Origin of the sequence: Nocardia sp. NBC_01388, from assembly GCF_045040085.1 — a bacterium.
In the GTDB taxonomy this organism is placed as follows: Bacteria; Actinomycetota; Actinomycetes; order Mycobacteriales; family Mycobacteriaceae; genus Nocardia.
Genome location: NZ_CP109553.1, coordinates 1,811,200 through 1,835,953, shown reverse-complemented (window position 1 = coordinate 1,835,953; position 24,754 = coordinate 1,811,200). Strand labels below are relative to the sequence as shown.

Annotated in this window: 27 protein-coding genes and 1 pseudogene; 12 read left to right on the top strand and 16 right to left on the bottom strand. The window is 65.7% G+C overall.

Features of this window, described 5'->3' with window-relative positions; all coding sequences use genetic code 11:
- Positions 1-53: 53 nt before the first annotated feature.
- The 4 genes from prcA to dop form a co-directional block, all read right to left on the bottom strand.
- A complete protein-coding gene (gene prcA, locus OG716_RS08525; RefSeq protein ID WP_355121832.1) occupies positions 54-830 on the bottom strand; it encodes a proteasome subunit alpha in 777 nt (258 codons plus the stop codon).
- Positions 827-1,681: a proteasome subunit beta gene (gene prcB, locus OG716_RS08520; protein ID WP_327139832.1), complete on the bottom strand. Its 855-nt coding sequence runs from the start codon at positions 1,679-1,681 to the stop codon at positions 827-829. The genes prcA and prcB overlap by 4 nt, the downstream gene beginning before the upstream one ends.
- Positions 1,678-1,872, bottom strand: coding sequence for a ubiquitin-like protein Pup (locus OG716_RS08515; protein WP_297615508.1), 195 nt, complete (start codon positions 1,870-1,872; stop codon positions 1,678-1,680). Before OG716_RS08515 ends, prcB begins: the two co-directional genes overlap by 4 nt.
- A gap of 352 nt (positions 1,873-2,224) precedes the next feature.
- Positions 2,225-3,724 carry a depupylase/deamidase Dop gene (dop, locus tag OG716_RS08510; RefSeq protein WP_405137117.1) on the bottom strand — a complete coding sequence of 500 codons (1,500 nt, stop codon included), beginning with the start codon at positions 3,722-3,724 and terminating at the stop codon, positions 2,225-2,227.
- A 142-nt stretch (positions 3,725-3,866) separates the two neighbouring features.
- Here dop and OG716_RS08505 point away from each other — a divergent pair, with 142 nt between their 5' ends.
- On the top strand, positions 3,867-4,025 hold the full coding sequence (locus OG716_RS08505) for a hypothetical protein (protein ID WP_405137116.1): 159 nt from the start codon (positions 3,867-3,869) through the stop codon (positions 4,023-4,025).
- A 14-nt stretch (positions 4,026-4,039) separates the two neighbouring features.
- Positions 4,040-4,186, top strand: a complete 147-nt coding sequence (locus tag OG716_RS08500) for a DUF418 domain-containing protein (protein WP_405139587.1) — start codon at positions 4,040-4,042, stop codon at positions 4,184-4,186.
- Positions 4,187-4,190: 4 nt separating this feature from the next.
- Here the strand turns inward: OG716_RS08500 and OG716_RS08495 are convergent, their stop codons facing one another.
- From OG716_RS08495 to OG716_RS08485, 3 genes are read right to left on the bottom strand one after another with little or no spacing between them, the layout of a single operon-like run.
- Positions 4,191-5,762: an FAD-dependent monooxygenase gene (locus tag OG716_RS08495; RefSeq protein ID WP_405137115.1), complete on the bottom strand. Its 1,572-nt coding sequence runs from the start codon at positions 5,760-5,762 to the stop codon at positions 4,191-4,193.
- 30 nt (positions 5,763-5,792) lie between these two features.
- On the bottom strand, positions 5,793-6,413 hold the full coding sequence (locus OG716_RS08490) for a TetR family transcriptional regulator (RefSeq protein WP_327139836.1): 621 nt from the start codon (positions 6,411-6,413) through the stop codon (positions 5,793-5,795).
- A 55-nt stretch (positions 6,414-6,468) separates the two neighbouring features.
- Positions 6,469-7,224 (bottom strand): TetR/AcrR family transcriptional regulator, encoded by a 756-nt coding sequence (locus OG716_RS08485; protein ID WP_405137114.1) that lies wholly within the window; start codon positions 7,222-7,224, stop codon positions 6,469-6,471.
- Positions 7,225-7,273: 49 nt separating this feature from the next.
- Here OG716_RS08485 and OG716_RS08480 point away from each other — a divergent pair, with 49 nt between their 5' ends.
- Together OG716_RS08480 and OG716_RS08475 are read left to right on the top strand one after the other, a co-directional pair.
- Positions 7,274-8,173 (top strand): diiron oxygenase, encoded by a 900-nt coding sequence (locus OG716_RS08480; protein ID WP_405137113.1) that lies wholly within the window; start codon positions 7,274-7,276, stop codon positions 8,171-8,173.
- Positions 8,170-8,526, top strand: coding sequence for a DUF4873 domain-containing protein (locus tag OG716_RS08475; protein WP_405137112.1), 357 nt, complete (start codon positions 8,170-8,172; stop codon positions 8,524-8,526). Before OG716_RS08480 ends, OG716_RS08475 begins: the two co-directional genes overlap by 4 nt.
- On the opposite strand, the gene OG716_RS08470 is transcribed toward OG716_RS08475, so the two are convergent.
- Positions 8,523-9,212 carry a TetR/AcrR family transcriptional regulator gene (locus OG716_RS08470; protein ID WP_405137111.1) on the bottom strand — a complete coding sequence of 230 codons (690 nt, stop codon included), beginning with the start codon at positions 9,210-9,212 and terminating at the stop codon, positions 8,523-8,525. The two genes, OG716_RS08475 and OG716_RS08470, sit on opposite strands and share 4 nt — an antisense overlap.
- Before the next feature lie 129 nt (positions 9,213-9,341).
- Here OG716_RS08470 and OG716_RS08465 point away from each other — a divergent pair, with 129 nt between their 5' ends.
- Positions 9,342-9,791, top strand: a complete 450-nt coding sequence (locus OG716_RS08465) for a nitroreductase/quinone reductase family protein (RefSeq protein ID WP_405137110.1) — start codon at positions 9,342-9,344, stop codon at positions 9,789-9,791.
- A gap of 113 nt (positions 9,792-9,904) precedes the next feature.
- Here OG716_RS08465 and OG716_RS08460 read toward each other — a convergent pair whose 3' ends face one another.
- The 3 genes from OG716_RS08460 to OG716_RS08450 all read right to left on the bottom strand — a co-directional run bounded on the left by OG716_RS08460 (position 9,905) and on the right by OG716_RS08450 (position 12,428).
- Entirely contained in the window at positions 9,905-10,264 is a 360-nt protein-coding gene (locus OG716_RS08460; protein WP_405137109.1) for an ArsC/Spx/MgsR family protein, read from the bottom strand.
- Positions 10,265-10,290: 26 nt separating this feature from the next.
- A complete protein-coding gene (locus tag OG716_RS08455) occupies positions 10,291-11,781 on the bottom strand; it encodes a hypothetical protein (RefSeq protein WP_405137108.1) in 1,491 nt (496 codons plus the stop codon).
- Between the two features lie 287 nt (positions 11,782-12,068).
- Positions 12,069-12,428 carry a nuclear transport factor 2 family protein gene (locus OG716_RS08450; protein ID WP_405137107.1) on the bottom strand — a complete coding sequence of 120 codons (360 nt, stop codon included), beginning with the start codon at positions 12,426-12,428 and terminating at the stop codon, positions 12,069-12,071.
- 359 nt (positions 12,429-12,787) lie between these two features.
- Between OG716_RS08450 and OG716_RS08445 the strand changes: the two genes are divergently transcribed.
- Positions 12,788-13,462, top strand: a complete 675-nt coding sequence (locus OG716_RS08445) for a hypothetical protein (RefSeq protein WP_405137106.1) — start codon at positions 12,788-12,790, stop codon at positions 13,460-13,462.
- 61 nt (positions 13,463-13,523) lie between these two features.
- Here the strand turns inward: OG716_RS08445 and OG716_RS08440 are convergent, their stop codons facing one another.
- The 3 genes from OG716_RS08440 to OG716_RS08430 are packed head-to-tail and all read right to left on the bottom strand — an operon-like array spanning position 13,524 to position 15,281.
- Positions 13,524-14,357 carry a helix-turn-helix domain-containing protein gene (locus OG716_RS08440; protein ID WP_405137105.1) on the bottom strand — a complete coding sequence of 278 codons (834 nt, stop codon included), beginning with the start codon at positions 14,355-14,357 and terminating at the stop codon, positions 13,524-13,526.
- Complete coding sequence (locus OG716_RS08435; protein WP_405137104.1) at positions 14,358-14,897, bottom strand: DUF6879 family protein; 540 nt, start codon at positions 14,895-14,897, stop codon at positions 14,358-14,360.
- Between the two features lie 3 nt (positions 14,898-14,900).
- Complete coding sequence (locus OG716_RS08430) at positions 14,901-15,281, bottom strand: hypothetical protein (RefSeq protein WP_405137103.1); 381 nt, start codon at positions 15,279-15,281, stop codon at positions 14,901-14,903.
- Between the two features lie 427 nt (positions 15,282-15,708).
- On the opposite strand from OG716_RS08430, the gene OG716_RS08425 reads away from it, so the two are divergent.
- On the top strand, positions 15,709-16,056 hold the full coding sequence (locus OG716_RS08425; RefSeq protein ID WP_405137102.1) for a recombinase family protein: 348 nt from the start codon (positions 15,709-15,711) through the stop codon (positions 16,054-16,056).
- Between the two features lie 161 nt (positions 16,057-16,217).
- Positions 16,218-16,682 (top strand): NUDIX hydrolase, encoded by a 465-nt coding sequence (locus tag OG716_RS08420; protein WP_405137101.1) that lies wholly within the window; start codon positions 16,218-16,220, stop codon positions 16,680-16,682.
- Between the two features lie 94 nt (positions 16,683-16,776).
- Here OG716_RS08420 and OG716_RS08415 read toward each other — a convergent pair.
- Together OG716_RS08415 and glnA are read right to left on the bottom strand one after the other, a co-directional pair.
- Positions 16,777-17,070: pseudogene (locus OG716_RS08415) on the bottom strand (HD domain-containing protein); the annotation flags it as partial.
- An 82-nt stretch (positions 17,071-17,152) separates the two neighbouring features.
- Positions 17,153-18,589 carry a type I glutamate--ammonia ligase gene (glnA, locus tag OG716_RS08410; RefSeq protein WP_405137100.1) on the bottom strand — a complete coding sequence of 479 codons (1,437 nt, stop codon included), beginning with the start codon at positions 18,587-18,589 and terminating at the stop codon, positions 17,153-17,155.
- Between the two features lie 296 nt (positions 18,590-18,885).
- Here glnA and OG716_RS08405 point away from each other — a divergent pair, with 296 nt between their 5' ends.
- The 4 genes from OG716_RS08405 to OG716_RS08390 all read left to right on the top strand — a co-directional run bounded on the left by OG716_RS08405 (position 18,886) and on the right by OG716_RS08390 (position 24,680).
- Positions 18,886-20,688, top strand: coding sequence for an AMP-dependent synthetase/ligase (locus OG716_RS08405; RefSeq protein WP_405137099.1), 1,803 nt, complete (start codon positions 18,886-18,888; stop codon positions 20,686-20,688).
- A gap of 12 nt (positions 20,689-20,700) precedes the next feature.
- Positions 20,701-21,957 carry a PucR family transcriptional regulator gene (locus tag OG716_RS08400; RefSeq protein ID WP_405137098.1) on the top strand — a complete coding sequence of 419 codons (1,257 nt, stop codon included), beginning with the start codon at positions 20,701-20,703 and terminating at the stop codon, positions 21,955-21,957.
- A 400-nt stretch (positions 21,958-22,357) separates the two neighbouring features.
- Positions 22,358-24,343, top strand: coding sequence for a CocE/NonD family hydrolase (locus OG716_RS08395; protein ID WP_405137097.1), 1,986 nt, complete (start codon positions 22,358-22,360; stop codon positions 24,341-24,343).
- 202 nt (positions 24,344-24,545) lie between these two features.
- A complete protein-coding gene (locus OG716_RS08390; protein WP_405137096.1) occupies positions 24,546-24,680 on the top strand; it encodes a hypothetical protein in 135 nt (44 codons plus the stop codon).
- Positions 24,681-24,754 lie beyond the last annotated feature (74 nt).

Here is a 24,754-nt window from a genome sequence, read left to right as displayed (position 1 = left end):
AGAAATCCCCGATCGCCCACATGCGGTGGGTGACCGGGGATTCCGGGATTTTGCTAGGCCTGCGAGGGATCTCCGGCCGACGGCTTGTCGGCCTCGGCTGTCGCAGTGGCGCTCTGCGCCTTACCGGTGATCAGCTCCTGCAGTGCGCCGCCGGTAATGCGGCGGAACGCCCGCCGCGGCCGGGCCTGCTCGAGGGTTGCCACCTCGAGCTGCGACCCGCCCGTCGGCTTCTTGTCCTTATCGGCGTTTTCCGGCGCCGACTTTTGCAGGGCCTGCATTGCCACCGTCACCGCGGAGTGCAGATCCAGGCCCGGCCGGTAGGAATCCTTGAGCGCGGTGACGATCGGGTCGGTATTGCCGCCCATCACCACGAATTCGCGCTCATCGACAATCGATCCGTCGAAGTTGATCCGGTACAGCACCGAGTTCGGTTCTGCCCCCGGATAGCCCACCTCGGCGATGCAGATCTCCACCTCGAACGGCTTGAGCTGATCGGTGAAGATGGTGCCGAGGCTCTGCGCGTACAGGTTGGCCAGGAATCGGCCGGTGACATCGCGCCGGTCGAACTGGTACCCACGCAGATCGGCCTGCAGAATGCCACCGCGGCGCAGGCTTTCGAACTCGTTGTACTTGCCGACGGCGGCGAAGCCGACGCGGTCGTACAGCTCGCTCACCTTGTGCAGTGTGGCCGAAGGGTTCTCGGCGACGAACACCACACCTTTGTCGTACACCAGCACCACAACACTGCGGCCTCGTGCGATGCCCTTGCGCGCAAGTTCGGTCTTGTCGCGCATGATCTGTTCGGCGGACGCGTAATACGGCAGTGTCATGCCCGGGCACCCCCTTCTTCGTCCGCGCGCGTGGCCACGATCTCACGGGTGATCTCGGCCAGCCGACCCTCCGACACCTCAACGGAGCCTTCGGAATCGATGACGATCGCCGTCGGATAGATGCCCCGCATGGTGTCGGGACCACCGGTGGCGGTGTCGTCGTCGGCGGCGTCGAACAGGGACTCGACCGCGATGCTGAGTGCCTGGTCCTGATCGATGCCGCGACGGTAGGTCTTCTTGAGCGAGGACCTGGCGAACAGGGAGCCGGAACCGACAGCGGTATAACCGAATCGCTCTTCGCTGCGGCCACCGACCACGTCGTAGGAGATGATGCGCCCGGACCTGTCCGGATCGGAGGCGTCCGGGTCGTAGCCGACCAGGAGCGGCACCACGACCAGGCCCTGCAGGGCCGCAGGCAGGTTGTCGCGCACCATTTTCGAGAGCTTGTTTGCCTTGCCGTCGAAGGTGAGGGAGACGCCCTCGATCTTCTCGTAGTACTCGAGCTCCACCGCGAACAGCCGGATCATCTCGATGGCCATACCCGCGGTGCCCGCGATGCCCGCCGCGGAGAAGGTGTCGGTGATATACACCTTCTCGATGTCACGGCTGGCCAGCAGGTTGCCCTGGGTGGCCCGGCGGTCGCCGGCGATCAGCACACCGCCGCGGTAGGAGACCGCGACGATGGTGGTGCCGTGCGGTGCGATATCCGACGGCGCACTCCCCAGGGGGTGCGCGCCGTCGGTCCGGAAATTATTGCCTGGCAACAGTTCCGGCGCATTGAGCCGCAGGTATTCGGAGAAGGACGAGAGGGCGTACCCCGTCTGGAGACGCAAGGGGTCGCCTGAGGTCACTGGCCGCCCTTCTGAACATACGCACGCACGAAGTCCTCGGCATTCTCCTCGAGGACATCGTCGATCTCGTCGAGCAGGTCGTCGGTCTCCTCAGCCAGTTTCTCGCGACGCTCCTGCCCCGCAGCACCGCCCTCGACTGGACCCTCATCCTCGTCGCCACCACCGGCGCGCTTGGTCTGCTCTTGTGCCATAGCAGCCGACCTCCTCTGTGATCATCGGCGAGCACCGGAGAAAATCCGATGCCCGTCCCCCAACACTACCTAGCGCTACGGACAACATGCCGGATTAACCGCAATGCCGCCGTCCCGCGATCTTCCGGAAGCCTCTCGCGGGCCCGCGGGAAGGGCTCTCGGACAAGCCCCCGAACCCCGCTGAAGTGGGGTGCGGGGGCAACCCCCGCACTCCCGGAACAACAATCCGGGGGCGGCCCGGGGCTCCCGGAAAACCTTGGAGGAAGCCCGAACACCCCGCTCACCGCGCAGCACCGACACGCGAAGGTCGCGGGGCTCGAGCCCCGCGACCTCTCGAAAGCCGCAAATGCGGCTAGTGGGTGAGCTGCTGCACCAGTTCGGCGGCGGTCGAGACTCCGTCGAGGAGTTTGCCGACGTGCGACTTGGTGCCCCGGCGCGGCTCGAGGGTGGGGATGCGGACCAGCGAATCGCCGCCCAGATCGAAGATCACCGAATCCCAGCTGGCGGCCGCGATATCGGCGCCGAAGCGGCGCAGGCATTCGCCACGGAAGTACGCGCGAGTATCGGTGGGCGGGTTGGTCATTGCGTCCAGGACCTGTTGTTCGGAGACCAGGCGCTGCATGGACCCGCGCGCTACGAGGCGGTTGTAGAGGCCCTTGTCGAGACGCACGTCGGAGTACTGGAGGTCGACCAGGTGCAGCTTGGGTGCGGCCCAATTGAGGCCCTCACGGGTGCGCATGCCTTCCAGCAGGCGCAGTTTCGCGGTCCAGTCGAGCAGGTCCGCGGTTTCCATGGGGTCGCGCTCGAGCAGATCCAGGACATGCGCCCACTTCTCGATGACGTCCTGTACGCGCGCGTCGTCGTTGCCGATGCGGTCCATGTACTTCTCGACGCGGTCGAGGTAGATGCGTTGCAGCGCAAGGCCGGTCAGTTCGCGGCCGTCGGCGAGCGCGACGGTGGCGCGCAACGTCGGGTCGTGGCTGATGGTGTGCACGGCGGTGACGGGCCGGGCCAGTTGCAGATCCGAGAGGTCCTCGCCGGCCTCGATGAGATCCAGCACCAGGGCGCTGGTGCCGACCTTCAGGTAGGTGGACCATTCGGCGAGGTTGGCGTCGCCGATGATGACGTGCAGCCGCCGGTATTTGTCGGCGTCGGCGTGTGGTTCGTCACGGGTGTTGATGATGCCGCGCTTGAGCGTGGTCTCGAGGCCGACCTCGACCTCGATGTAATCGGCACGCTGGGACAGCTGGAAGCCGGCGGTATCGCCGTTCTGGCCGATGCCGACGCGGCCGGAACCGCAGATCACCTGGCGGGAGGCGAAGAACGGGGTGAGGCCGATGATGATCTGGTTGAACGGCGTATCGCGGCTCATGAGGTAGTTCTCGTGGGTGCCGTAGGACGCGCCCTTGCCGTCGGTGTTGTTCTTGTACAGCTGCATGCGCGGGGCGCCGGGCACGCTGGAGGCGAAGCGGGCGGCCGATTCCATGACCCGCTCACCGGCTTTGTCCCAGATGACCGCGTCCAGTGGGTCGGTGACCTCGGGTGCGGAGTATTCAGGGTGGGCGTGGTCGACGTAGAGGCGGGCCCCGTTGGTCAGGATCATGTTCGCCGCGCCGACCTCGTCGGCGTCGATGACCGGTGCGGGTCCGTTGAGCCGTCCGAGGTCGAAGCCGCGCGCATCGCGCAGCGGTGACTCCACCTCGTAGTCCCAGCGGGTTCGTTTGGCGCGCGGCACGCCTTCGGCTGCGGCATAGGCGAGGACCGCCTGGGTCGACGTGAGGATCGGGTTGGCCGACGGCTCCGAAGGCGTCGAAATGCCGTACTCGACCTCGATTCCGATGATGCGCTGCATGCCCCGAGCCTAGGCGACGCGGCCGCGAATCGGGCGCGACCGGGTGCGGGTCAGGTATCAGGGTGGGTCATTCGCTGGTCGTACCCGGCATCGTTCTCCCGGTCGATCCGCGCTGACCTGCCCGGAAGACACAATGACAGCCATGGCCGAACCGGTGTCCCGATCGCAGCCGCGGCGACCGCGCGGTCTCGCCGACAGCGCGAATCCCGTTCCGGCCGAACCGCGTTCGACACGTCTGCCCGCGCTGGACGTGCTGCGCGGCATTGCCATCCTGGGCTGTTCACCCTCGCCTGCTACTTGATCGTTTCCGCCCTCATGCTCACTTTCGCGCACTTCTGGTTGCGACGCTTCGAGCGCGGACCGGTGGAGTGGCTGTGGAATACCAGCTACCACGCCTTGACCAGGCGTGGTAGCCGCGCGAGTTGCCCCGCGGACGCGGCGGGGCGCTGGGAGGCGGGATAAGCGATTATCCGACCGGCGTCGCGCTGCGCGAGGCCGCACCGAACCAGCGGGTGAGAGCCGTTCGCAGCGTGTCGAGTTCGGTGTCGCCGGGGCGCGCTGAGGCGGATGCCCAGGCGATGTAGCAATCCGGCCGGAGTAGCAGCGCTCGGGGTGATGCCTCGCCGGAAGTGCGGGCCGCGACAATATCGACGCGGTCGCGCCACTCCGGCAGGGCGTCCGCGAGTGCGCCTTCCTCGGTGAGGTCCAGGAGCAAAGGCCTTGCGGTTCTGGTCAATTCGGCGAGACGGACGGTGCCCGCGCCGGTGTGCAGTTCGAGTTCGGGCGCGCAGTAGCCGACGAGCGGGTGCGGGTGCGGATCGCCCATGTCGTAGCGGACATCCGAGCCCGCGATGAGATCGGCCAGGCGCTGGACCGTCTGCCGATCGGTGAGGAGTTCGGCGAAGACCTCGCGCAACGCGGTGACGTCGGCTCCGGGTGCGAGCACCGCCGCCTGCGCCTGCGCGGAGACCACGGATCTGCTTGCCGCGGCACGCCGTTCGGTGTCGTAGGTGTCCAGCAGTCCCGCCGGTGCGTCACCGTTGATCTCGGCGGCCAGCTTCCAGCCCAGATTGATGGCGTCCTGCAGGCCGAGATTGAGCCCGGGTCCGCCACCGAAGACCAGCACGTGCGCCGCATCCCCGGCGAGCAATACCCGCCGGTCCCGGAAGCGTTCGGCCAATCGGGTGTTGCCGCCGATCAATCGGCGCAGCAGATGCGGCCCCGGACCCGGCGGCGGTCCGATCGGGATATCCGCGCCCAGTACACGATTGACGCTGGCGCGCACTTCCTCGAGGCTCATGGGCTCGGCAGGCTCGGGCTGATCCCACTCGGTGGTATTGATCAGGGGCGCGTTGCCGGGCAGCGGCGCGTACACGAAGCCGCCGCGCTCGGTGCGCACCGGCAGGAACGGCAGGATCGGGCCGTAGCCGGGTACGCGCAGTGCGCCGGTGACGGGATCGAGCCAGTCCGCGGGCACGGTGGCATGCGCGGTGCGACCGGTGGTGCGGTCGTAACTGATTCCGGGAAAGTCGATTCCGGACATCTTGCGGACGAGACTGTGCCCACCGTCCGCGCCGACCAGGTACCGGGCGCGAAGTCGATGCGTGCCGCCGGAGTCCGAAACATCCACCGTGACACCGTCACAGTCCTGCTCGAGGCCGCTGATCGCTGTGCCCCAGCGGATTTCCACGCCGAGTTCGACGGCCCGATCGCGCAGTACCGACACGATGCGCGGCTGTGGCGCGGCCATGTTGTAGACGGGGCTGTGTTCGAGCAGGCTCAGATCCAGTGCCAGCGCGCCGAACATGAAGTAGGCGGAATTGGGTTGTGGCGCTCCGGCAAAACCGCTGAGCGCTTCGCTCAGACCGCGCCGGTCCATCATGGGCACCACCTGGCCGACCAGGCCGTTGGCCTTGGGTTCGAGGCTCGGAGCGGTGAGTCGCTCCAGCACCAGCGGCCGGATTCCGGCCAGGCTGAGCTCGCTCGCCAGCATCAGGCCGACCGGCCCCGCGCCGGCGACGATCACGTCGTAGGTCATGACTTCTCCTGACAGACAGCAGGTTTCGAATTACGGCTCCGGCAGTCCCGCCGCGAGCTCGGTGAATGCCTCCAGCAGCAGCGGCAGCAGCAATCCGGGCGGATCGGTGCGCTGGATGTGATCGATGACAACGGCGCAGGCGGCGATGACCGCGGCCGCCACCAGCTTCGGATACAGGTCCCGCTCCGGATCGGTGCCGGTACGCGTGGCCACGGCCACCGTAAGTTCCTGCTGGGCAACGGCGTTGGCTTCCATGATGGCCGCCTGCACCGCCGGTGCGCTCAGCATCAGCCGAATGCCCGCCGTCCACTGCTCGTCCTGCGGTGGCGCCGCACTCACGTCCTGCCCGAGGGCGAACCGGTCGATGACCGCGGCCGGCATTGCCTCCCAGAGGGATTCGCTCGCCGGGCGCGCCAGTAGTTCCTCCGCCACCTGCTGCATGCGCTCGAGATGCCGCGAGGCCACCGCTTCGGCCTTGCTGGAGTAGTAGTTGCGGAAAGTTCGCACGGAGACGTTCGCCGCGGCGGCGATATCGTCCACCGTCACATTGTCCCAGCCGCGCTCCACACTGAGCCGGATGGTCGCGAGGCTCAGCGCGAGGCGGGTTTCCCGCTTCTTCCGCTCCCGCAACCCGAGGTCGCCATCGTTCACCTCACCCAGCGTACAGATTATTGCCGCGATGGCAATATTTCCTCAGCGGCAAAATTCAGGCGCGAGCGGCTTCCGCGCGGGCCACCAGATCGGCGACCACGGTGTCACGGGTGAGCGGCACCTCGAGACTGCGCGCATTGCCCTCGATCAGCGCCAGCATGGATTCGGCCAGAATGCCCTCGACCTGCTCGGAGGTGAGTACACCGTCGGCCCGCCAGCTGTTCACGACACCGTCCACGAAGCCGACCATGCCGAAGGCCGTGGGGCGGGCGCGATTCGGATCCAAGCCGAAACTGGTGAGGGTGTCGGCGAACAGGTCCGCCAATTGCGCGCCGATCCGATCACGGGCGCCGGCCAGGGCGCTGGAGGAGGATCCGTGCGGATCGCCGGCGGCCAGGAATCGGTGCAGATTCGGGTGCCGCTCCACCCATCCCACATAGGTGCCGACGGCGCCGCGTACCGCATCACGCACGGTGCCGTCCGGGCGTAGTCGCGGAAGTAGTTCGGCCAGTAGCGAATCCAAGATGTGGCGGCGGATCTGCTCATCCAGATCGGCGCGGCCGTCGAAGTGGCGGTAGACCACCGGGCGCGGCACCTTCAGCCGATCGGCGATCTGCTGCACCGAGATCTCGGTGCCATTGTCCTCGATGACACTCAGTGCGGCATCCAGCATGTCGGCGCGGCGGCGGGCTTTGTGGCCGTTCCAGCGGGTGCTGCGGCCATCGGCGGTCGCGGACGGTGTGCGTGCGCTGGTTCCGGTCACCCGGTTCACGATACCCACCTGCTTATTGACCGTTACACCTTGTACCACTAATCTGAGTGTAACAGCGTGTACCAGTAATATGAATCAGGATGCCGACATGGGCAACGACGCCACACTGCTTCCCCAGGATTCCTTCGCTCAGCGTTTGCTGACGGGGCATGTGAAGAAGTTCTACGATCCGGTCGTCGATATCGACTGGGATGCGCCGCTGGATCCGGACAAGCTCTTCCTCCCGGCCGAGGTCGTCTCCCTCTACGGCACGGTGCTGTGGGAATCGCTCAGTCGTGAACAGCAGCGCGAGCTTTCACGCCAGGAGCTGGCCAATGTCCTGTCCGTGGGCATCTGGTTCGAGAACCTGCTCAATCGACTGCTGTTGCGCGAGCTCATGTCCGGTAATCCGACCTCGCGGCATTCGCACTACACGCTCACCGAGATGGGTGACGAATGCCGGCACATGATGATGTTCGGCAAGCTCATCGAGCAGGTGGAGGCAAAGCCGTACTGGCCCAACCCCTATGAGCGTCTGGTCATCAGCTCGCTGCAGATCTTCCTGCGCGGATCGATGGTGTGGGTGGGCGCGCTGGTCGGCGAGGAGATCTTCGACGCCATCCAGCGGCAGACCCTCGACGATCCGGAACTGCAGCCGGTGGTGGCCCGCGCCATGCGGATTCACGTGACCGAGGAGGCGCGCCACATCGGTTTCGCCCGGGATGCGCTCGTGCGCCGGGTGCCCACCATGTCGAAGGCAGAGCTGGCGTACACCCGTCTCTGCGTCGCGATTGCCGCACCGCTGTTCGTGCATCTGATGACCAACTGGCACATGTACGTGCGCGCGGGCATCGAGGACGGCCGCGGGGCCCGGCGCATTGCGCGCGCCAACCCGCATGCCCAGCGCACGCTGGGGATCGGCGCGGCGAATCTCGGTGCGTTCCTGGACAAGCAGGGGCTGATCGGCCCGCTCGGCAAGCGCATCTGGCGGCGTCGGGGGCTGCTGTGAGGCGTTCCCGCAGACCGCTGCCCGACGACAGCGAGTATCCGGATCCCGCACCCGCCCCGGAGTATTCGGGACCGGCCCTGCTCGATGCCCCGGGTGCGGAACTCGCCGTATCGGTGAGCCTGAGCGGTCATCTCGACCCTATCGACGGCAATTTCCATTGGTACGGCAGGGTTTCCGCGCCCGAGGGCGTCCAGTTGCCGGATCCCGGGCGGACTCAGGTCTTCCTGACCCTGCCGGGCGGCACACCTGCGCGGGGCGTGCTCCAGGAGCGCGACCCGTGGGGCAACCTGCGCATCGTCGGCCTGGGCACACCGCCATTCCCCATGGAACAGGCGGAGATTCACAGTCGCTAGCGCGGCAGGCCGACCACGTCGGCCATCATCTCCACGGCATACTCGAAGAACGAACCGGCCGGGTCCATGCTGCCCACGAGCTGCCCGGTCAGTTCGAAACTCACCATGCCGAACAGCTGTGTCCACGCCACCACGCTGCGCGCTATCGCCTCGGCGGGCATGCCGGGCGCGACCAGCGCCGCGAGACCGTCCGATTGCGCGATGAGTTCGGCGGACAGCACGTCGCCCGCCACCGTGAGAGTCCCACTCTCCCATGCTTCCCGGACGATGGCGACGATGGCGATCGGGAGCCGGGAGGCAGGGCCGACGGTGGTCTGCGGGGCCACGTAGCCGGGCACCGGAGAGCCGTACAGCAGGGCGTATTCGTGTGGATGCGCAATCCCCCAGTCCCGCACCGCGACTGCCGCCGCACGCCACCGCGCCCGGGGTGAATCACCTTCGGCGACAGCATGTTCGACCGCGGCGCCGATGGCGTTGTACGCCTCGATGATCAGTGCGGTCAGCAGCTCGTCGCGGCTCGGGAAATAGCGGTAGAGCGCCGAGGACACCATGCCGAGCTCCCGCGCGATCGCCCGCAGCGAGAGCGCGGGCGCCCCGGATTCGGCGAGCTGACGCCGGGCCGCATCGGTGATCTCACGGGTGATCTCGACTCGGGCCCGTTCGCGGGCGGTACGCGGCACGCTCATGGGAACAGTCTGCCACATTCCGGAGCACTGCATTAATTCGAGAGCACTGCTCTTGACAGCTCGACGACGTCGCGCGCACACTGATCCCAGCAGAGAGCACCGCTCTCGAAATCCAGTGAGGAAGAGATCATGAACGACGCCGCCACCCGCTATATCCGCCCCACCGGCCTCGACCCGATCATGAACCGCATCGCCAATACGCTGCCCAAGCTGGGGATCAGTTACGCCAATTCGCGCCTGCTGGCAGTACGGGGACGCACGAGCGGCGAATGGCGCACCACCATGGTCAACCTTCTCGTCACCCCCGACGGCACCCGCTACCTGGTGGCCCCGCGCGGTCGCACCCACTGGGTGCGCAACCTGCGTGTCGCGGGCTCCGGTGAACTGCGCCTCGGCCGCAAAGTGGAAACCTTCACGGCCACCGAACTCCCCGATGCCGAGAAGATCCCGGTGCTGCGCGCCTACCTGGAACGGTGGGGCTGGGAGGTCGGCCGCTGGTTCGAGGGCCTCACCAAGGATGCCACCGATGCCGAATTGGCCGCCATCGCACCGGGATTCCCCGTTTTCACCCTGCACTGACCTGCCGGATCGCCGCGACCTGCGACACCGCGGCGGATCAGCGCTTCCCGTACGAACTTCCGAGCACCCGACATCACGCCGCAGCGCCGCGTCGCGAGTCAGCGCAACGTGAGTCAGCGCAACGTGTCGAGAGTTTCGTCATCGCGGACCAGCAGAGCCCTGCCGTCCGCTGTAAAGACGATCGGCCGCTGAATCAAGCGCGGGTGTGCGGCGAGCGCCTCGATCCAGCGCTCCCGATCGGCGGCGGTCCGCTCCCACGCGGATACGCCCAGTTCCTTGGCCTCAGCCTCGCTCGTACGCGTGATCTCCCACGGTTCGAGGCCGAGTTTGCCCAGCGCATCCCGTATTTCGACGGCATTCGGCGGATTGTCGAGGTAGCGACGCTCGACGTAGTCGACGCCGGACTCCTCGAGCACCGCCTTGGCTGCACGACTCTTGGAGCACTTCTGGTTGTGCCAGATTTCCGTTGCCATGGGACGCAGCCTAGCGATTCCGGCGCTCACACCCAGTCGACGACCCAGCGGTAGGGGCGCATCCAGTACAGGCCGGATTCGGGCAGCGGCCCGCCCCAGCGCTGTTCGGCCTGGGTGAGTTCCCAGCGGTATTCGGGCGCGGGTTCGCCCTCGTGGATTTCGAACAGGTGCCGGCGCCAGGTATTGAGCATGGCGGGCACCACCTGTGCGTCCTTGTCGAAGGCCCAGTTCACGCAGCGGCCCATAAGGGTGTCGACGGCGTGGTTGGAGGCATTGCGATCGCCGGTGCTGAGCGAGTGCAGGAAGGCCGCGACCAGGTTGTAGGCAATGGAGTCGTGCACGGAGGTCTGGCCGTTTTCCAGCGCCCACACGCCGAGGTAGGTCGGCCCCTGCTCATCGATCCACACCGAGTGCGCCTCACCGACCTGATTGTCGAAGATGAGCGACATGAGCAGACCCAGCACCGACTTGCCGACGATCAGCGGATCGGGTTTGCCGGTGGACATGGCCTCGTCGATGAGGGCGCGGTAGGCGGCCGCCGCGACCGCGGGGCGCTGCGCCTCCAGCAGGGCGTCCGCCGTCTCGCCGCCCGCGAGTTGTTCGGCCGGTGGCTGTTTGGGGCCGGAGACGGCCGCTATGCCGGTGTCGGAGACCTGCAGCAGCGCGGTCTGGGCCGGGTCCAGCAGCGGGGAGAAGTCCACCGGTGGCAACGGATCTACGGGTTGCGCGAATCCGGCGGGCGGCAGCAGGTCCACGGGTTGCGCGAATCCGGCGCGCGGCGACAGGTCCACGGGTTGCGCGAATCCGGCGGGCGGCGACAGGTCCACCGGGGGCGGGAATTCGGCGGGCGGCGGGAAGCTCGACGCCGCGTTCCGCACGGTCGGAGAGTTCTCCAGGTATCCCAGTGCCTCGCGCGCGAATTCACTGTCGTGGCCGCTGAGCCAGTCGTGGCCGCCGCGCAGCATATCGACCAGGTGTCCCCCGACGCCGTGTTCGATCGCGCCGCAGATGGCGTAGTAGCCGTAGGCGCGGTGTTCGTCGTGCCCGGCGCCCTCGGTGATCAGCAGCTGGGCGTATCGGCTTGCCAGATCGTGTCTTTCGATATCGCCGAGCAGAGTGCAGGCGGTCATGGCCGCCATCAGCACCTCCTCGGGCCCGCCCTGGGAGCGCCGCAGGTCGATGCAGCGATCGGCCATGGTGACGGCGCTCTCGGCGCGGCCCAGCTGGGTGGCGGCCTCCACGGCCATGGAGTACATGGTGGCCAGCGTGGCGGGCGGGATATCGGCAGGGAAGCGCGCCGGCCCGTTCTCCGCTATATGCAGCGCCTGGGCGAAATCGCCTGCCGCGAAAGCGGAACGGAACCGGTAGGACACGACCCAGCCGTAGTCCTGAGGTTCCGGCGCCGCCAAGAGCGCATTGTCGAATGCCGTCAGCCGGGCGAGCGCTTCCTGCGCCTGTCCGGACTCCAGCATGCCGCTCGCCTCGTTCATCACTTCGACGAACGCATTTCGATCCATGGCCTTTTCGCCTTCCCGCATCCTTCAGCCCCGGATCGTATGGCGGCGGGCCGGACTCGCGCGGGCAGTGAGGGAAAGGTCATAGTTTGAAGCCTGTGGACATGACCGACCGCCCGGCGGCCTGATGCGCCCGCCGGGAATACCGACCCCCCAGTACTCAACTACGTTCCCCCGCAACCGATTCCGCCGCACGAGCGCCGACGGCACCACCCCCGATCGGGCCGGCAACCGAATATCCGGTGGTGCGGCCGCAATTCACCGCGGCAACACCACCGAACACTCTCCCCTCAGGCGGGCACCTTGTCCAGAAATCCCTGCACCCGCGCGATCTTCCCGTCCACCAGGGTCACCACATCGAACCCGATCACAATCGGCTCCTCGACCCCTGGCGCGTTCAGCGTCCAGGTGAACCGAGCAATATCGTGATGCCCGTCCACAGGCCCCAGCCCGAACTCCAGCCCGGCGAACTGCTCCTGCGCCCCGGCCACCATCCCCTCCACCGCATCGGTCCCGACCAACTGCACCAGCGGATCGGTGAAAACCACATCCGCCGTGAACAACTCGCCGATCAACGCCCGCCGCTTCCCGGCCTCCTTCTCATTCCAGCTGTCGATGTACCGCTGTGCAACGTTCTCGTATTCGCTCATGCACCAAGCTTCTTCGTTCCGAGTCACAGAGTCGATTACGCGTCAGGTAATGCTCGCGACCAGTTTTCGCGAGGCGCCAGGCGGGCGCAGATCCTTCATCTAGACAATTTATCAGTCAATGCATACTATCGATCCGTCTTGAGTTCGGTATGACATCACAGCCATACGTGAACGTTCGAAACAGTAACGGGGGGAACGCCTTTGCCGATCCAGGCCAACGAAACACGTCCACAGTTCGAGATGAGCAGGCGCCGCTTCTTCGCCTGTTCTGAGCCCTTCGCGGCGGTGGCGGCGACTTCGCACTGGTCACGGCCGTCGAGTTCGATCTACATCCCGCCCCAGCGGTCTACGGCGGCCAGATGATGTGGCCCGCCCAACTCGCGCCGCAGGTCCTTGCGGCATTCCGGGACGTCACCGCATCGGCCCCGGATGAGCTGACCGTGTGGGTGGAGCTCATGCAGGTCTCGGTTCTCCCGCCGATGATCTCTGTCTACGCCACCTTCCTCGGCGACCAAGCCGAGGGCCAAGCCCTGCTACGCCCGTTCGACCACATCGGTTGGCGCCTGCAGGACACGCGCACCATGATGCCTGTCACTTCGTTGAGTGACATCCTCGCCGAGCCCACCACACCGAGCGCCACAATCAGCCGTGCAGCGCCGTTGACCCGGATCGACGACGGCGTGATCCAGCAACTGACGGCAACCCCGCTCGCCCCACTGACTGCCGTCCAGATCCGCCACTTCGGCGGAGCCTTCGCCCGAGGCAGCGACTCAGCCGCAGGAACCCTCGCCGAGCCGTATCAAATCGACTTCCTATCCCTCGCCACAGACCCCGCAGCCGTCAACGCCAGCATCCAGGAACACCTTTCGGCCCTCGCCCCGAACCTCGGCTCCCGGACCCCCTTCACCTTCCTGTCCCCGGGACGCACTGCCGCAGATGCCTTCCCCGCCGACACCTTGAACAGGCTGCGCGACATCAAACAAAACTACGACCCCCACAACGTGCTCCACAGCAACTACCCGGTACTCGCCTGACACGGACGGCGTCCTGCTGGTCCGCACCTTGCGTGAGTAACGGCACCGAGCTACGAAACGGCTACATCTGCCGCTTCTCTAGTGCGATGGCAATGAGTGCGCGGGCAGCATCACCGTAGACGGCCTGCTGATGCAGAGCGGCCCAAGCCTTTTCGTACGAGGCCAGCTCGGCTGGGCCGGTGACACTCACTTCGGCGCTGATGGTCTCCACCATTGCAAGACGACGATCGAACATCGCGAAACTTGTAGTCGTGTAGATGAACTCGAATTCACGGGGAACTACACCGAAGATCAATCGACTCTCAGTCATGATTTCGAGTAGATGCTGTAGTTGCCCAGCCATCACCTGGTCGTCGCCTACGCGGGTATAGAGAGCCTGTTCGGCAAGCAGGACGATGACTCGACGGGTGCCGGAATGCAGCACTTCCTGTCGGCGCATCCGGGCGGCGACGGCCTTCTCCAAGTCGTCCGCAGTGCCAAGAAATTGGATGCACGTGGCGAGAACCGCCCGTGTGTAGTCCTCGGTCTGCAGTAGGCCCGGAACGATGAGTTGGGACCAGTTTCGGATGATGCGGGTCGCGGCCTCGAGCTCGATGCTGCGGCGCTGCCGTTGGGCATGACCGGATGCGGCGACCCGCTTCCACTCCGTCCACATGGATTCGAGATTGGTGAGGGTGGCGAGCAGGTCCGGGAATGCCAGCATGGAATCGGTGATCTCACACCAGGACGTGAGATCCTCGACGCTCGGCGCTTGCTGCCCTCGCTCGATTTTCGAGATCTTCGAGGGCACCCATCCTGCACGCTGGGCGAGCTCCACACCGGACAAGCCTGCGGCTCTGCGAAATTCGCGCAGCCGGTTGCCCAGCACAATGCGAGCCTGCTCGACACCCGCCATCTACTGCGGCCCTGGAATGTAGTCGGCGTGTGGAATCGCCCTGGCCCACAAGGTGTCACGGACGGTCATAGCGCGAGCGACATCGAAAGGATCGCGGGTCACGGCGAACCCGGCGAAGTCACCCTGCTGATCGAACAGTGTCCAGGCGAGGGCGGCGTCATCGAGCAACCACCATTCATCCACGGTGACTTCGGCGGTGTCGAGGTTATGCCTGGGCATCCATCGAATTTCCTCGCCGTGGGCTTGATTGCGATCGGTGACCGCGTGCAGGAATCGGATGTACTCCGTCAACGGCTCGCTCACCACGCGAACCCGCTGCAACGCAACACCTCTAGCGGTAGCAGCGTCGGTAAGATCTTCCCAACGCTTCCAATCCGGCGGGTAGTTGTCCGGGTCCAAAGGCGGCAGTCCGGCGCGCCATCTGCGCATCGGCTCGTCCTCGTTCGATACAGAGTGGTCGTCTTCCACCTCCAGATGGAATGCACGGCGTTCAGCCATCCCGAGCAACGTGGCGCCGGACCCAACAGGCAGATACAACACAGGTCACCATCTCCTCGGGGTCGCGACTGCCGGCACTTCGAGACAGACCTCATGCGCTGGCGTTTGTATCTGCTCGAGAATCGCTACGTCTGAGATCGGTGTGCCCGTCAAGGTGAAGGTCCCGATTCCGGAGTCAGTGAGCACCGCGCCGAGGTGAGTGTCCGGCTTCAACCAGGTGAGCAACATGTGCGGGATCTCCACTCGCTCAGGGCCGCCGGGGACCTTCAGTCCCTGAACAAAATACATCTCGCGATCGTCATCGATCCACAGTCTCGGTGAGCCTTCGTTGCCCGTGGGGCCGCCCAGAAGTCGCAACGACATGACAGAGCCTCCATGTTCTCGAGATTCTTCGAACAGAATCAATTCTCCGACGTCATGGGTCACATCTGGTCCGGATCCGAGAAATATCTAGAAATCTCGTGGTGCGCCAAACCCGCAAGTCTCTACCGTCCAGGTAGGTACTCGGGACTGACGATCGTCGTCCTCCTCCCTAGTAGTCACCCACAACGACACATGCGACGAAACGACGAGAGGCGACGACGATGGCTTTGTCCGAAACGGAAGCGAAAGCGCTTGGGGCCTTGTCCACGTTGCAGCCCACACAAGCTCTCACTGTTCAGCAACTCTGCTGCACAACAGGACTCACGGACGGCGCGATCCGTCGTGCTCTACGGCGGCTCTCGCGCGAGGGTCTGGCTCTAGGCACCCGTCGTAGCCCTGCGAACTGGCGGGCGACCAATCGCGGGCGACTGGCCGTCAACAAACCCGGATACCGCGACTACGTCGCGTCATCGACGGGCAGGTACCCGCAATGAGGGACATCCCAACCGCCATCGGATACCTCCGCCGCGACGTGTCCGGTTTCCGGCAGGACTGGGACGAAACAAGAATCCGCAGCCGCGCGAAACGTCTCGGATACGACCTAGCGAAGATCGTCGTATTCGGTCCGAACACCGACGCTCCACTCGAGCGGCTGATCAACGTTGTCCGCAACGTCGATGCTGACGCCGTGATCGTCCCGACCGCCACGCACTTCGATGGCGCAGAGATCCCGGCGCCACTGGTGAACGTTGCCGAAGTGATCACGGTCGATCCGGAACAGACCTACGCACGCTGGCTGCTGCCTCCATGGCCCACCACAGGTCAGCCTCACATGTGACGACAACCTTCGGATCGACCCACATATCTGGCCCGCCAGCGCAAACCCAGTCTTTCAGCTGAAGCGCGTCGACAGCGTCGGATGGCTCGATAGCTACGCAGAGAACTTCGATGCCGTTTGGGCCGCCGCGCGGACCTGGACACCCTGATGAAAGGCCGATCATGGGCAGAATCGAGTACTACGACCCGAAGGCTCCCAAACCGAATTCCCTTGCGGTGGCGTGCAATCTGTTGGTGACGGACGATTCCGGGGCAATTCTGCTTCAGCGTCGCCGCGATACCGGCCAATGGGCGTTGCCCGGTGGGGCTATGGAACTGGGGGAGACAGCCGCTGAGTGCGCAATCCGAGAGTGCCGGGAAGAGACCGGGATAACCGCCGAGCTCACCGGCTTCCTGGGCGTATACAGCAATCCAAGCCACATAGTCGCCTACACCGACGGTGAAATTCGCCAGCAGTACGAGAACTGCCACATCGGCCGCCCGCTCGCTGGCAAACCCACCATCAACGAGGAAGCAGACGGCGTGATGTTCCTTCCTCCAAGCGCCTTGGATCAGTACGACATTCACCCGAGCATGCGTCAGCAGATCGGGGACTATCTGACGGGGAACTACCCCTATCTCGGATGACCCCTCGTTGCCTGCTCGATGCGGGAGACGGTGGCGAGGATGTCGGGTTCGGCGCGCTGGATTCCCGCAAGCCACGTTCCTCAGCCTCCCACAGCGCGAAGGTGTGATTGCCAACCAGCCGGACGAGTCGTTCATCGGCATGATGCTCGTCCCGCAGGAAGCGCGCACCATCCAGCGGATGGAACCCGGTCACGGCCAATCTGGGCGCATATCCCACGTCGTGGAGAATCGCCGACCCAACGAGGACATCCCAGTCGCAATTCAGTTGCGCCGCAATCTCGATCGCAGTTCGAGCTACTCGACGGGAGTGCGCCCATCTTCGGGGAAGCGAGCTTGCCAGTTCACTCCGAGCCAGACTCCACGCCCGAGACGACCCCGAATCGACCATGGTTCAACGCTACGCGAGTGACCCGGATCACTCCACCTGCCGTCGCAGATGGGTTCACGAGAATGGTTACAGCTCAAACGGTTTACACGTCGAAGTAGAGCTCGAATTCGTAGGGGGTGGGGCGGAGGTTGATTTCGGCTATTTCGGTGTCGCGTTTTATGCGGATCCAGGTTTCGATCAAGTCTTCGGTGAATACTCCACCCTGGGTTAGGTAGTCGTGGTCGGCTTCCAGGCGGTTGATTACGGCGTCCAGGCTGGCGGGGGTTTGGGTTACTTCGGCGGATTCTTCGGGGGTCAGTTCGTAGAGGTCTTTGTCTATGGGGAGGGCGGGTTCGAGTTTGTTCAGGATGCCGTCGAGGCCGGCCATCATCATGGCGGCGAAGGAGAGGTAGGGGTTGCCGGAGGAGTCGGGGCAGCGGAATTCGAGGCGTTTGGCGCGGGCGCTGGTGCCGGTGACGGGGATTCGGACGGCGGCGGAGCGGTTGCGCTGGCTGTAGACGAGATTCACGGGGGCTTCGTAGCCGGGGACCAGGCGTTTGTAGGAGTTCACGGTGGGGTTGGTCCAGGCCAGGAGGGAGGGGGCGTGGTGGAGGAGGCCGCCGATGTAGTGGCGGGCCAGGTCGGATAGGCCCGCGTAACCGGCCTCGTCGTAGAAGAGGGGCTTGTCGTCGCGCCAAAGGGATTGGTGGACATGCATTCCCGAGCCGCTGTCGCCGAAGAGCGGTTTCGGCATGAAGGTGACGGTTTTGCCTTCCTCCCAGGCCGTGTTCTTGATGATGTATTTGTAGAGCTGTAGATCGTCGGCGGCGGCGAGCAGGGTGTTGAACCGGTAGTTGATCTCGGCCTGCCCGGCGGTGCCCACCTCGTGGTGCCCCTTCTCCAGCTCGAAACCGCAGCGCTGCAGGTTGGTACACATCCGGTCGCGCAGATCGACGTCGGCGTCGTAGGGCGCAACGGGGAAGTAACCGCCTTTGGGCCGCACCTTGTAACCACGATTGAGACTGCCGTCTGGATTGCGTTTCGCGCCGGTGTTCCAGTCCGCCGAGGCCGAATCCACCTTGTAGAAGGACCCGTTCATGGTGGTGTCGTAGCGGACCGAATCGAAGATGTAGAACTCCGCCTCCGGTCCGAAGTACGCCGTGTCGGCAATGCCGGTGCTGCGCAGGTAGTTCTCGGCCTTGCGCGCCACATTGCGTGGATCGCGACTGTATGCCGCGCGCGTATGCGGATCATGCACGAAACAACTGATATTGAGCGTCTTGGCGGCCCGGAACGAATCCAGTTGCGCGGTACGCAGATCCAGCAGCAAGAGCATGTCGGATTCGTGGATGGCCTGGAAGCCGCGCACCGACGAGCCGTCGAAGGCGATGCCCTCATCGACCAGTTCGGCGTCGAACATGGCGGCGGGAATGGAGAAATGCTGCTGGGTTCCGGGGACATCGCAGAAACGGACGTCGACGTACTCGACGCCTTCGGTTTCGATGTAGTCCTGTACTCCGGTGACGGTGGGGGTGATCACGGCGGGCTCCTCGACAGCCGCACCACTACCCGATCGGACGGCCCGGTCGGGGGTCCGGCGGTCCTGTTGGTGCTTCGACGATACGTCCGATATCCACCCGGTGAACCGGGAATCGGCGTGCGCACCGAGAGCAACATCGTCACTCCGCGACGTCGGCGACCACGTTTGTCACATTGCACAAACCGATCACCTCAGGTCTTCCGTATTGCCACTAGTCCGCACCGCTCTTTGTGCGGTGTGCTGTATGGCGACCCGAGAGCAAGCGCTCTCGATGACGTGTGAGCCAGAGGTAGGTCGTGAGTTCAACATCGGTGGCGGCAGCGAGCCCGCACACGCTGTGCGAGGCGTTCCAGTCGAATGTGACCGCATATCCGGAGGCGGTCGCGCTGCGCACGCTCGGCGGAGCGGTCGCGATCACCTGGCGGGAGTACGGGGAGCGGGTGCGTGCCATTGCCGCGGGGTTGGCGGCGCGAGGCATCGGGCGCGGGGACACGGTGGCGCTCATGATGACGAACCGGCCCGAGTTCCATCTCTGCGATACCGCGATCCTGCATACGGGCGCCACGCCGTTCTCGGTGTACAACACCAATCCGGTGGATCTGCTGGTCTACCAGTTCGGCAATGCCGGCAATAAGGCCGTCATCTGTGAGCGGCAGTTCGCGCCGCAGGTGCTCGCGGCGGTGGAGAAGGCCGCGGCACAGGGCATTACGGTCGAACACGTGATCTGCGTGGACGACGCACCGGAGGGTACGATCTCGCTCGCCGATATCGAGGCGAGTCCGGCCGCCGATTTCGACTTCGAAAGCACTTGGCGCGCAGTCGCTCCCGAGGACCTGCTGACCATCGTCTACACCTCCGGCACCACCGGCCCGCCCAAGGGCGTGGAGCTGACCCACACCAATTTCATCGAAAATGCCCGCGTGGTCGAGGAATTCGGCGGTGGCGGCCGCGAGGACAAGGTGGTCTCGTACCTGCCTGACGCGCACGCCGCCAACCGCTGGTTCGCGCACTACCTGTCGCTGCTCAGCGGTGCGGAGATCACCACCTGCCCCGATCTCAAGCAGGTCGCCGAGGCGCTGATCGAGGTGCACCCGAGCGTATTCCTGGGTGTGCCCCGGGTGTGGGTGAAGGTCAAAGCGGCACTGGAGGAACGCTTCGCGGCTGAGCCGAGCCCGGTGCGGCGCACGCTGGTGGACTGGGCCGTGCGCACCGGCCGGGCGCGTGCCCGCGCGGTCTCCGACGGCCGCAGCCAGAACATCTTCGAGACGGTGCAGTACCGGCTGGCCGATCGCCTCGTGCTCGCCACCGTCCGGGAACGCCTGGGCCTGGACAAGGTTCGGGTCGCCGTCACCGGTTCGGCACCGATCCCCCGCGACACCCACGAATTCTTCCTCGGCCTCGGCCTGCCGCTGTGCGAGGGCTACGGCATGACCGAATGCACCGCGGGCGCCACGGTCAGCCGCCCCGAACGCATCAAGATCGGCACCGTCGGCACCGCCCTGCCCGGTGCGGAGGTGACGATCGGCGAGGACGGTGAGGTGCTGGTGCGCGGCCGAATGGTCATGCGCGGCTACCGTAATGACCCCGGCAAGACCGCCGAGACCGTGGACGGCGACGGCTGGCTGCACACCGGCGATATCGGCGAGATCGACGCCGAGGGTTTCCTGAAGATCGTCGATCGCAAGAAGGAAATCATCATCAATGCGGCCGGCAAGAATATGTCGCCGACCAATATCGAGAACACGGTCACCGAGAACACTCCGCTTGCGGGCGCTGTGGCGGTGATCGGCGAGGCGCGCTCGTACAATACGGCGCTCATCTGCCTGGACCCCGAATTGGCCGCCGCATTCGCCGAACGGCATCAGCTATCGGATCGGAGCATCGCCGCGCTGGCGGCCGACCCGGTGGTCCTGCAAGCCCTGCAGGAGGGCATCGACGCCGCGAATTCCAAACTCTCCCGGGTGGAACAGATCAAGCGGTTCGCGGTGCTGCCGGATGTGTGGGCTCCCGGCAGTGAATGCCTGACCGCCACCGGAAAACTGAGGCGCAAACCGATAGCTATCGCGTACGCGTCTACTATCGAGTCGCTGTACATGTAGCTAGGGGAGTTCATGCTGGTGCGTAACCGGGACCGGGCGCTGGAACAACTGTATCGGCGCGCGGTCGCGGCACGGGACGAGCTCCCGACCGCGGTGCCGCCGTACCGAACCCTGCCCCAGTCATTGGTGGTCAGCGGCCTCGAGCGCGGCACCAAACTCAATGTCGATCTGTTCTTCGACTTCCTGCGCACCGGCGTCAACCCCAGCGAGGACGACACCCGCGAGGTGGTCGATATCGCCCTGGGCCGGGTCCGCGACGGCGAACCGCTGGAGGAGGTGCTCGGCCGCTACCGCCTCGGGGCCGAGTACATCTGGTCGCGCATTCGCGCGGCCGCGGCGGAGAGCGAGCGCGAACTGCTCACCGATGCCGCGCTCCCCCTGCTCAGCTACCTCACCCTGCTGACCGCACGGATCGCCACCGCCTGTGTGCAGCGCGCGCACGATCCGCGCTGGGAACTGCTGGAACGCCGCCGAGCCATTGCCGATGCCCTGATCACCGGACGCGACCCCATCGAATGGGCCGATGAACCGGCCATCGCGGTGCCGGACGCGTTCGTCATCGCGGTTTTTCGCCTCGGCACCGGGGCGGGCGGCACGCGGCACGGCGCCGACACCAGCGAACTGCGGCATCGCATCGAGGCGATTCCCGGTGTGTTCCTGCGCCTGGACAGCGGCGGCTGGACAGCCCTGCTCCCCCGGCAACCCGGTGACGACGGCACCGCCACCCTGGCGGCACTGACCACTCGCCTGCTGCCCGCCCACCCGATCGGCCAGGCCGACAGCCTGCCCGGACAGTTCGCCCGGCAGCCGGAATCCCCGGCGCCCCGCACTCCGCCGCCCGCACCCTTCTGGGTGGGCGTCACGGTGGCATCCTCGCGCGCCGAGATTCCCGAACTCTTCGCGGAGGCCCGCATGCTCGCCGAACTCGGCCGCTGCCTGGATCGCTCCCAGATGGTCTGCCGCCGAACAGATCTCATGTTCGAGTACACCGTCGCCGCGGGCGGCAGCGCACGCACCGGATTGGCTGCGGTCCTCGCGCCGCTCGACTCCCAACCATTGCTGGCGGAAACCCTGGAGGTCTTCGTCGACACCGGCTTCAACCAGCTGGCCACCGCCCGCCTCCTGAACATCCACCGCAATACGGTCACCTACCGCCTGGCCCGCATCCACGAACTCACCCGCCTGGACCCCCTCCGCCCCACCGACGCCATGACCCTGTCCGCGGCCCGCATAGCCCGCCGCCTCGAATCTGCTTCGTTCGCACCGTAATCCCCGCGCCTCGCGCATGAATTCGCACCGCGCGCACGGAATCCCATGCCCTTTCGTACGCGGCATGCCAGTTTGTGCGCGGCGGCTCAACTCACGCGCGGCATACCCACCTACGCGAGGTGTACGAAATCGGGCCCGGCATGCTGACTCGGCCTGAATGCTGTTGTCACTCTTCTGTGCGGATGCACAAGTGGGTGTCTCACAGTCTTGGGGATTGCCGGTAGCGGGGGCTATCGACTGTGCGGTGTGCTGAATGCCGACGACGAGGTCACGCGGCGGGATCGCCCGCAGGTGCGGCCTCCCGACCATCCGCAGAGGTAGATCGTTGACACGCAAGTCCCGGCCGGCTGTGCGCTGCCGCCTCGTCCCGCTCGCTGTCGCAGGGCTCTCCGCTTTCGCGATGACCGTGTCCAGCACCATGTTCGCGGGAGCCGTGCCCACCTCCGGGCCGGTGCCGAGCGCACCCGCGAACTTCGGACTGCCCGCGGACTATCAGCCCACCCCGGCGCCCTACGGCGTGGGTTATGAACTCGGACATGTGGTTCCGCTGTCGGACGGCACCCGGTTGCAGGCCGAGGTGCGGTATCCGACCGATCCGGCGACGGGGCAGCGGGCGGCCGGCGACTTCCCGGTGGTCGTCAACTTCACCACGTACGGCGCGGTCACCAGCGCGCTCACGGCCGCGATCACCAGCGTGATCGACGAGCTGCACATTCCGCTGCCCGATCAGCTCCGCGATGTGCGCCGGGTGATCAATCAGGCCACCAGCGCGCAGGACATGCTGGTGCGGCACGGCTATATCGAGGTGATCGCGGATGTGCGCGGCACCGGCGGCTCCACCGGCGCGTGGAATCCGGCCTCCCGCGAGGACGGCACCGACGGTGTGCAATTGGTGGATTGGGCCTCGAAGCTGCCCGGCTCCAATGGCAAGGTCGGCATGTTCGGGTACTCCTTCCCCGCCCTGAACGCGCTGCGCACCGCCGAAGCCATCGGGCCCGGCTCGCCACTGAAAGCCATTGTGCCCATGGCGATGCCGAACAATATCTTCAACGAGGTGCTCGGCCACGACGGCATGATGAGCCCGATCCTGCTGACCGCGATCTCGCTCATGGTGCCGTTCCTGAGCCTCATCGGCCCGTTCATGACCGCGGTGGTGTCACCGCAGACGTTCATGAAATCCCTGGTGGACCATCTGCAGGCGCTGGTCTCCTCGGACTCCACCATCAAACTGCTGCTGGAGGCGTACGCGGGCGGCCCGCTGGCCTACGACACCTCGTGGTGGCAGGAGCGGCGCTTCGAAACCGACCTGCACAATCTCGTCGACAACGGCATTGCCATGTATCAGGTCGGCGGCCTCTGGGACCTGTACCAGGAGGGCCCGTTCCGCAATTACTCGCAGCTGCAGAATCTTTCGGCCGGACGCGATCAGTTCGCGCCGATGGCGAGCGATCAGCGGGCCGACGGGCGCTACCAATTGCTCATGGGCCCTTGGTATCACGTGGGCCTGGGCGTCGGCCCCGGCTCGCGCCTGGACACCGATACGATCACCCTGGCGTGGTTCGACCGCTGGCTCAAGGACATTCCCAACGGCGTCGACCACACCGACAAGCCGCTGCACGTCATCGATCCGGGCAACAATGCCGCCGATACCGCGCACTACCCATTCGATCAGACCGCGGTGACGCAGCGCTATTTCGACGGTGACCGCCTGACCGAGCAGCCGCCCACCGTCGCCGATGCCTCCGACCGGCTCGATTTCACCGGCATCGACAATCTGTGCAACCGGCAGAGTCTGGGCCAGTACACCGCCGGACTGCTCGACTTCGTCTTCCGCGTGTTCACCGCCTACAACCCCTGCACCGAGCAGGTGCTGGAGCCGACCGCGGGCCTGAAGTACACGATGGATCCGGTGACCGAGCCGACCGTGCTGGCGGGACCCGCCAGTGTGTCGCTGTACGCCTCCTCCACCGGTACCGATGCGGCCTTCCAGGTCTGGCTCGACGATGTGGCGCCGGACGGTTCGGCCGTGAACATCACCGGAGGCTCCCAATTGGCGAGCCAGCGCACCCTGAACGACGACAAGACCTGGCGCACACCGGACGGTACGGTCTACGCTCCCGAACACGTACTGACACTGGAGAACCAGCGGTTGCTGACACCGGGCGAGGTGGTGAAGATGGATATCAAGCTGCGTCCCACCTTCTACCGCATCGAGCCCGGTCACGCACTGCGCCTGCGGATCTCGACGGGCACCTTCCCGTCCACCATGCCGATCCCCACGGATCTGCCGCGCCTGCTGGGCACTTCGCAGCAGCTGCAGCGTAATGCCGCGTGGCCGTCGAGTCTGGTGCTGCCGCTCGCACCCGCGGGCGACTTCACGCACTGAGCGCGCCCACAGAGCCCGGGGGGAACCGGGGAAGGGTGGTATGGCCGGTCGCCGCCGCCATACCACCCTTCGACGCATTCATCCCGATGCCGCATTCACCCCGGCGCATTGACACCCGCCTCCGCGCCCATCAAGGCGGACTCGATTCACTTGCCTGAGACAGAGGAGGCGGCAGTGGCGCCGCAGACACGCACGGTGACCAATGGCGATAATCGAGATCGCGGTCTACGAGCAGGGCGTCATCGAGGGACCGACCAGCGTGCTGCGGACTCCGATCCGCGGCTGCCGCACCGGTATTCATATCCAGCACCAGCCGCGTGCCGGGCGCCGCACGTGAGACGCAGATCAGCATGCCCCTGCGACCGCTGGGCGTCATTGAGCGCCGTCCGGGCCGCCGCGACGCTTCGCCTG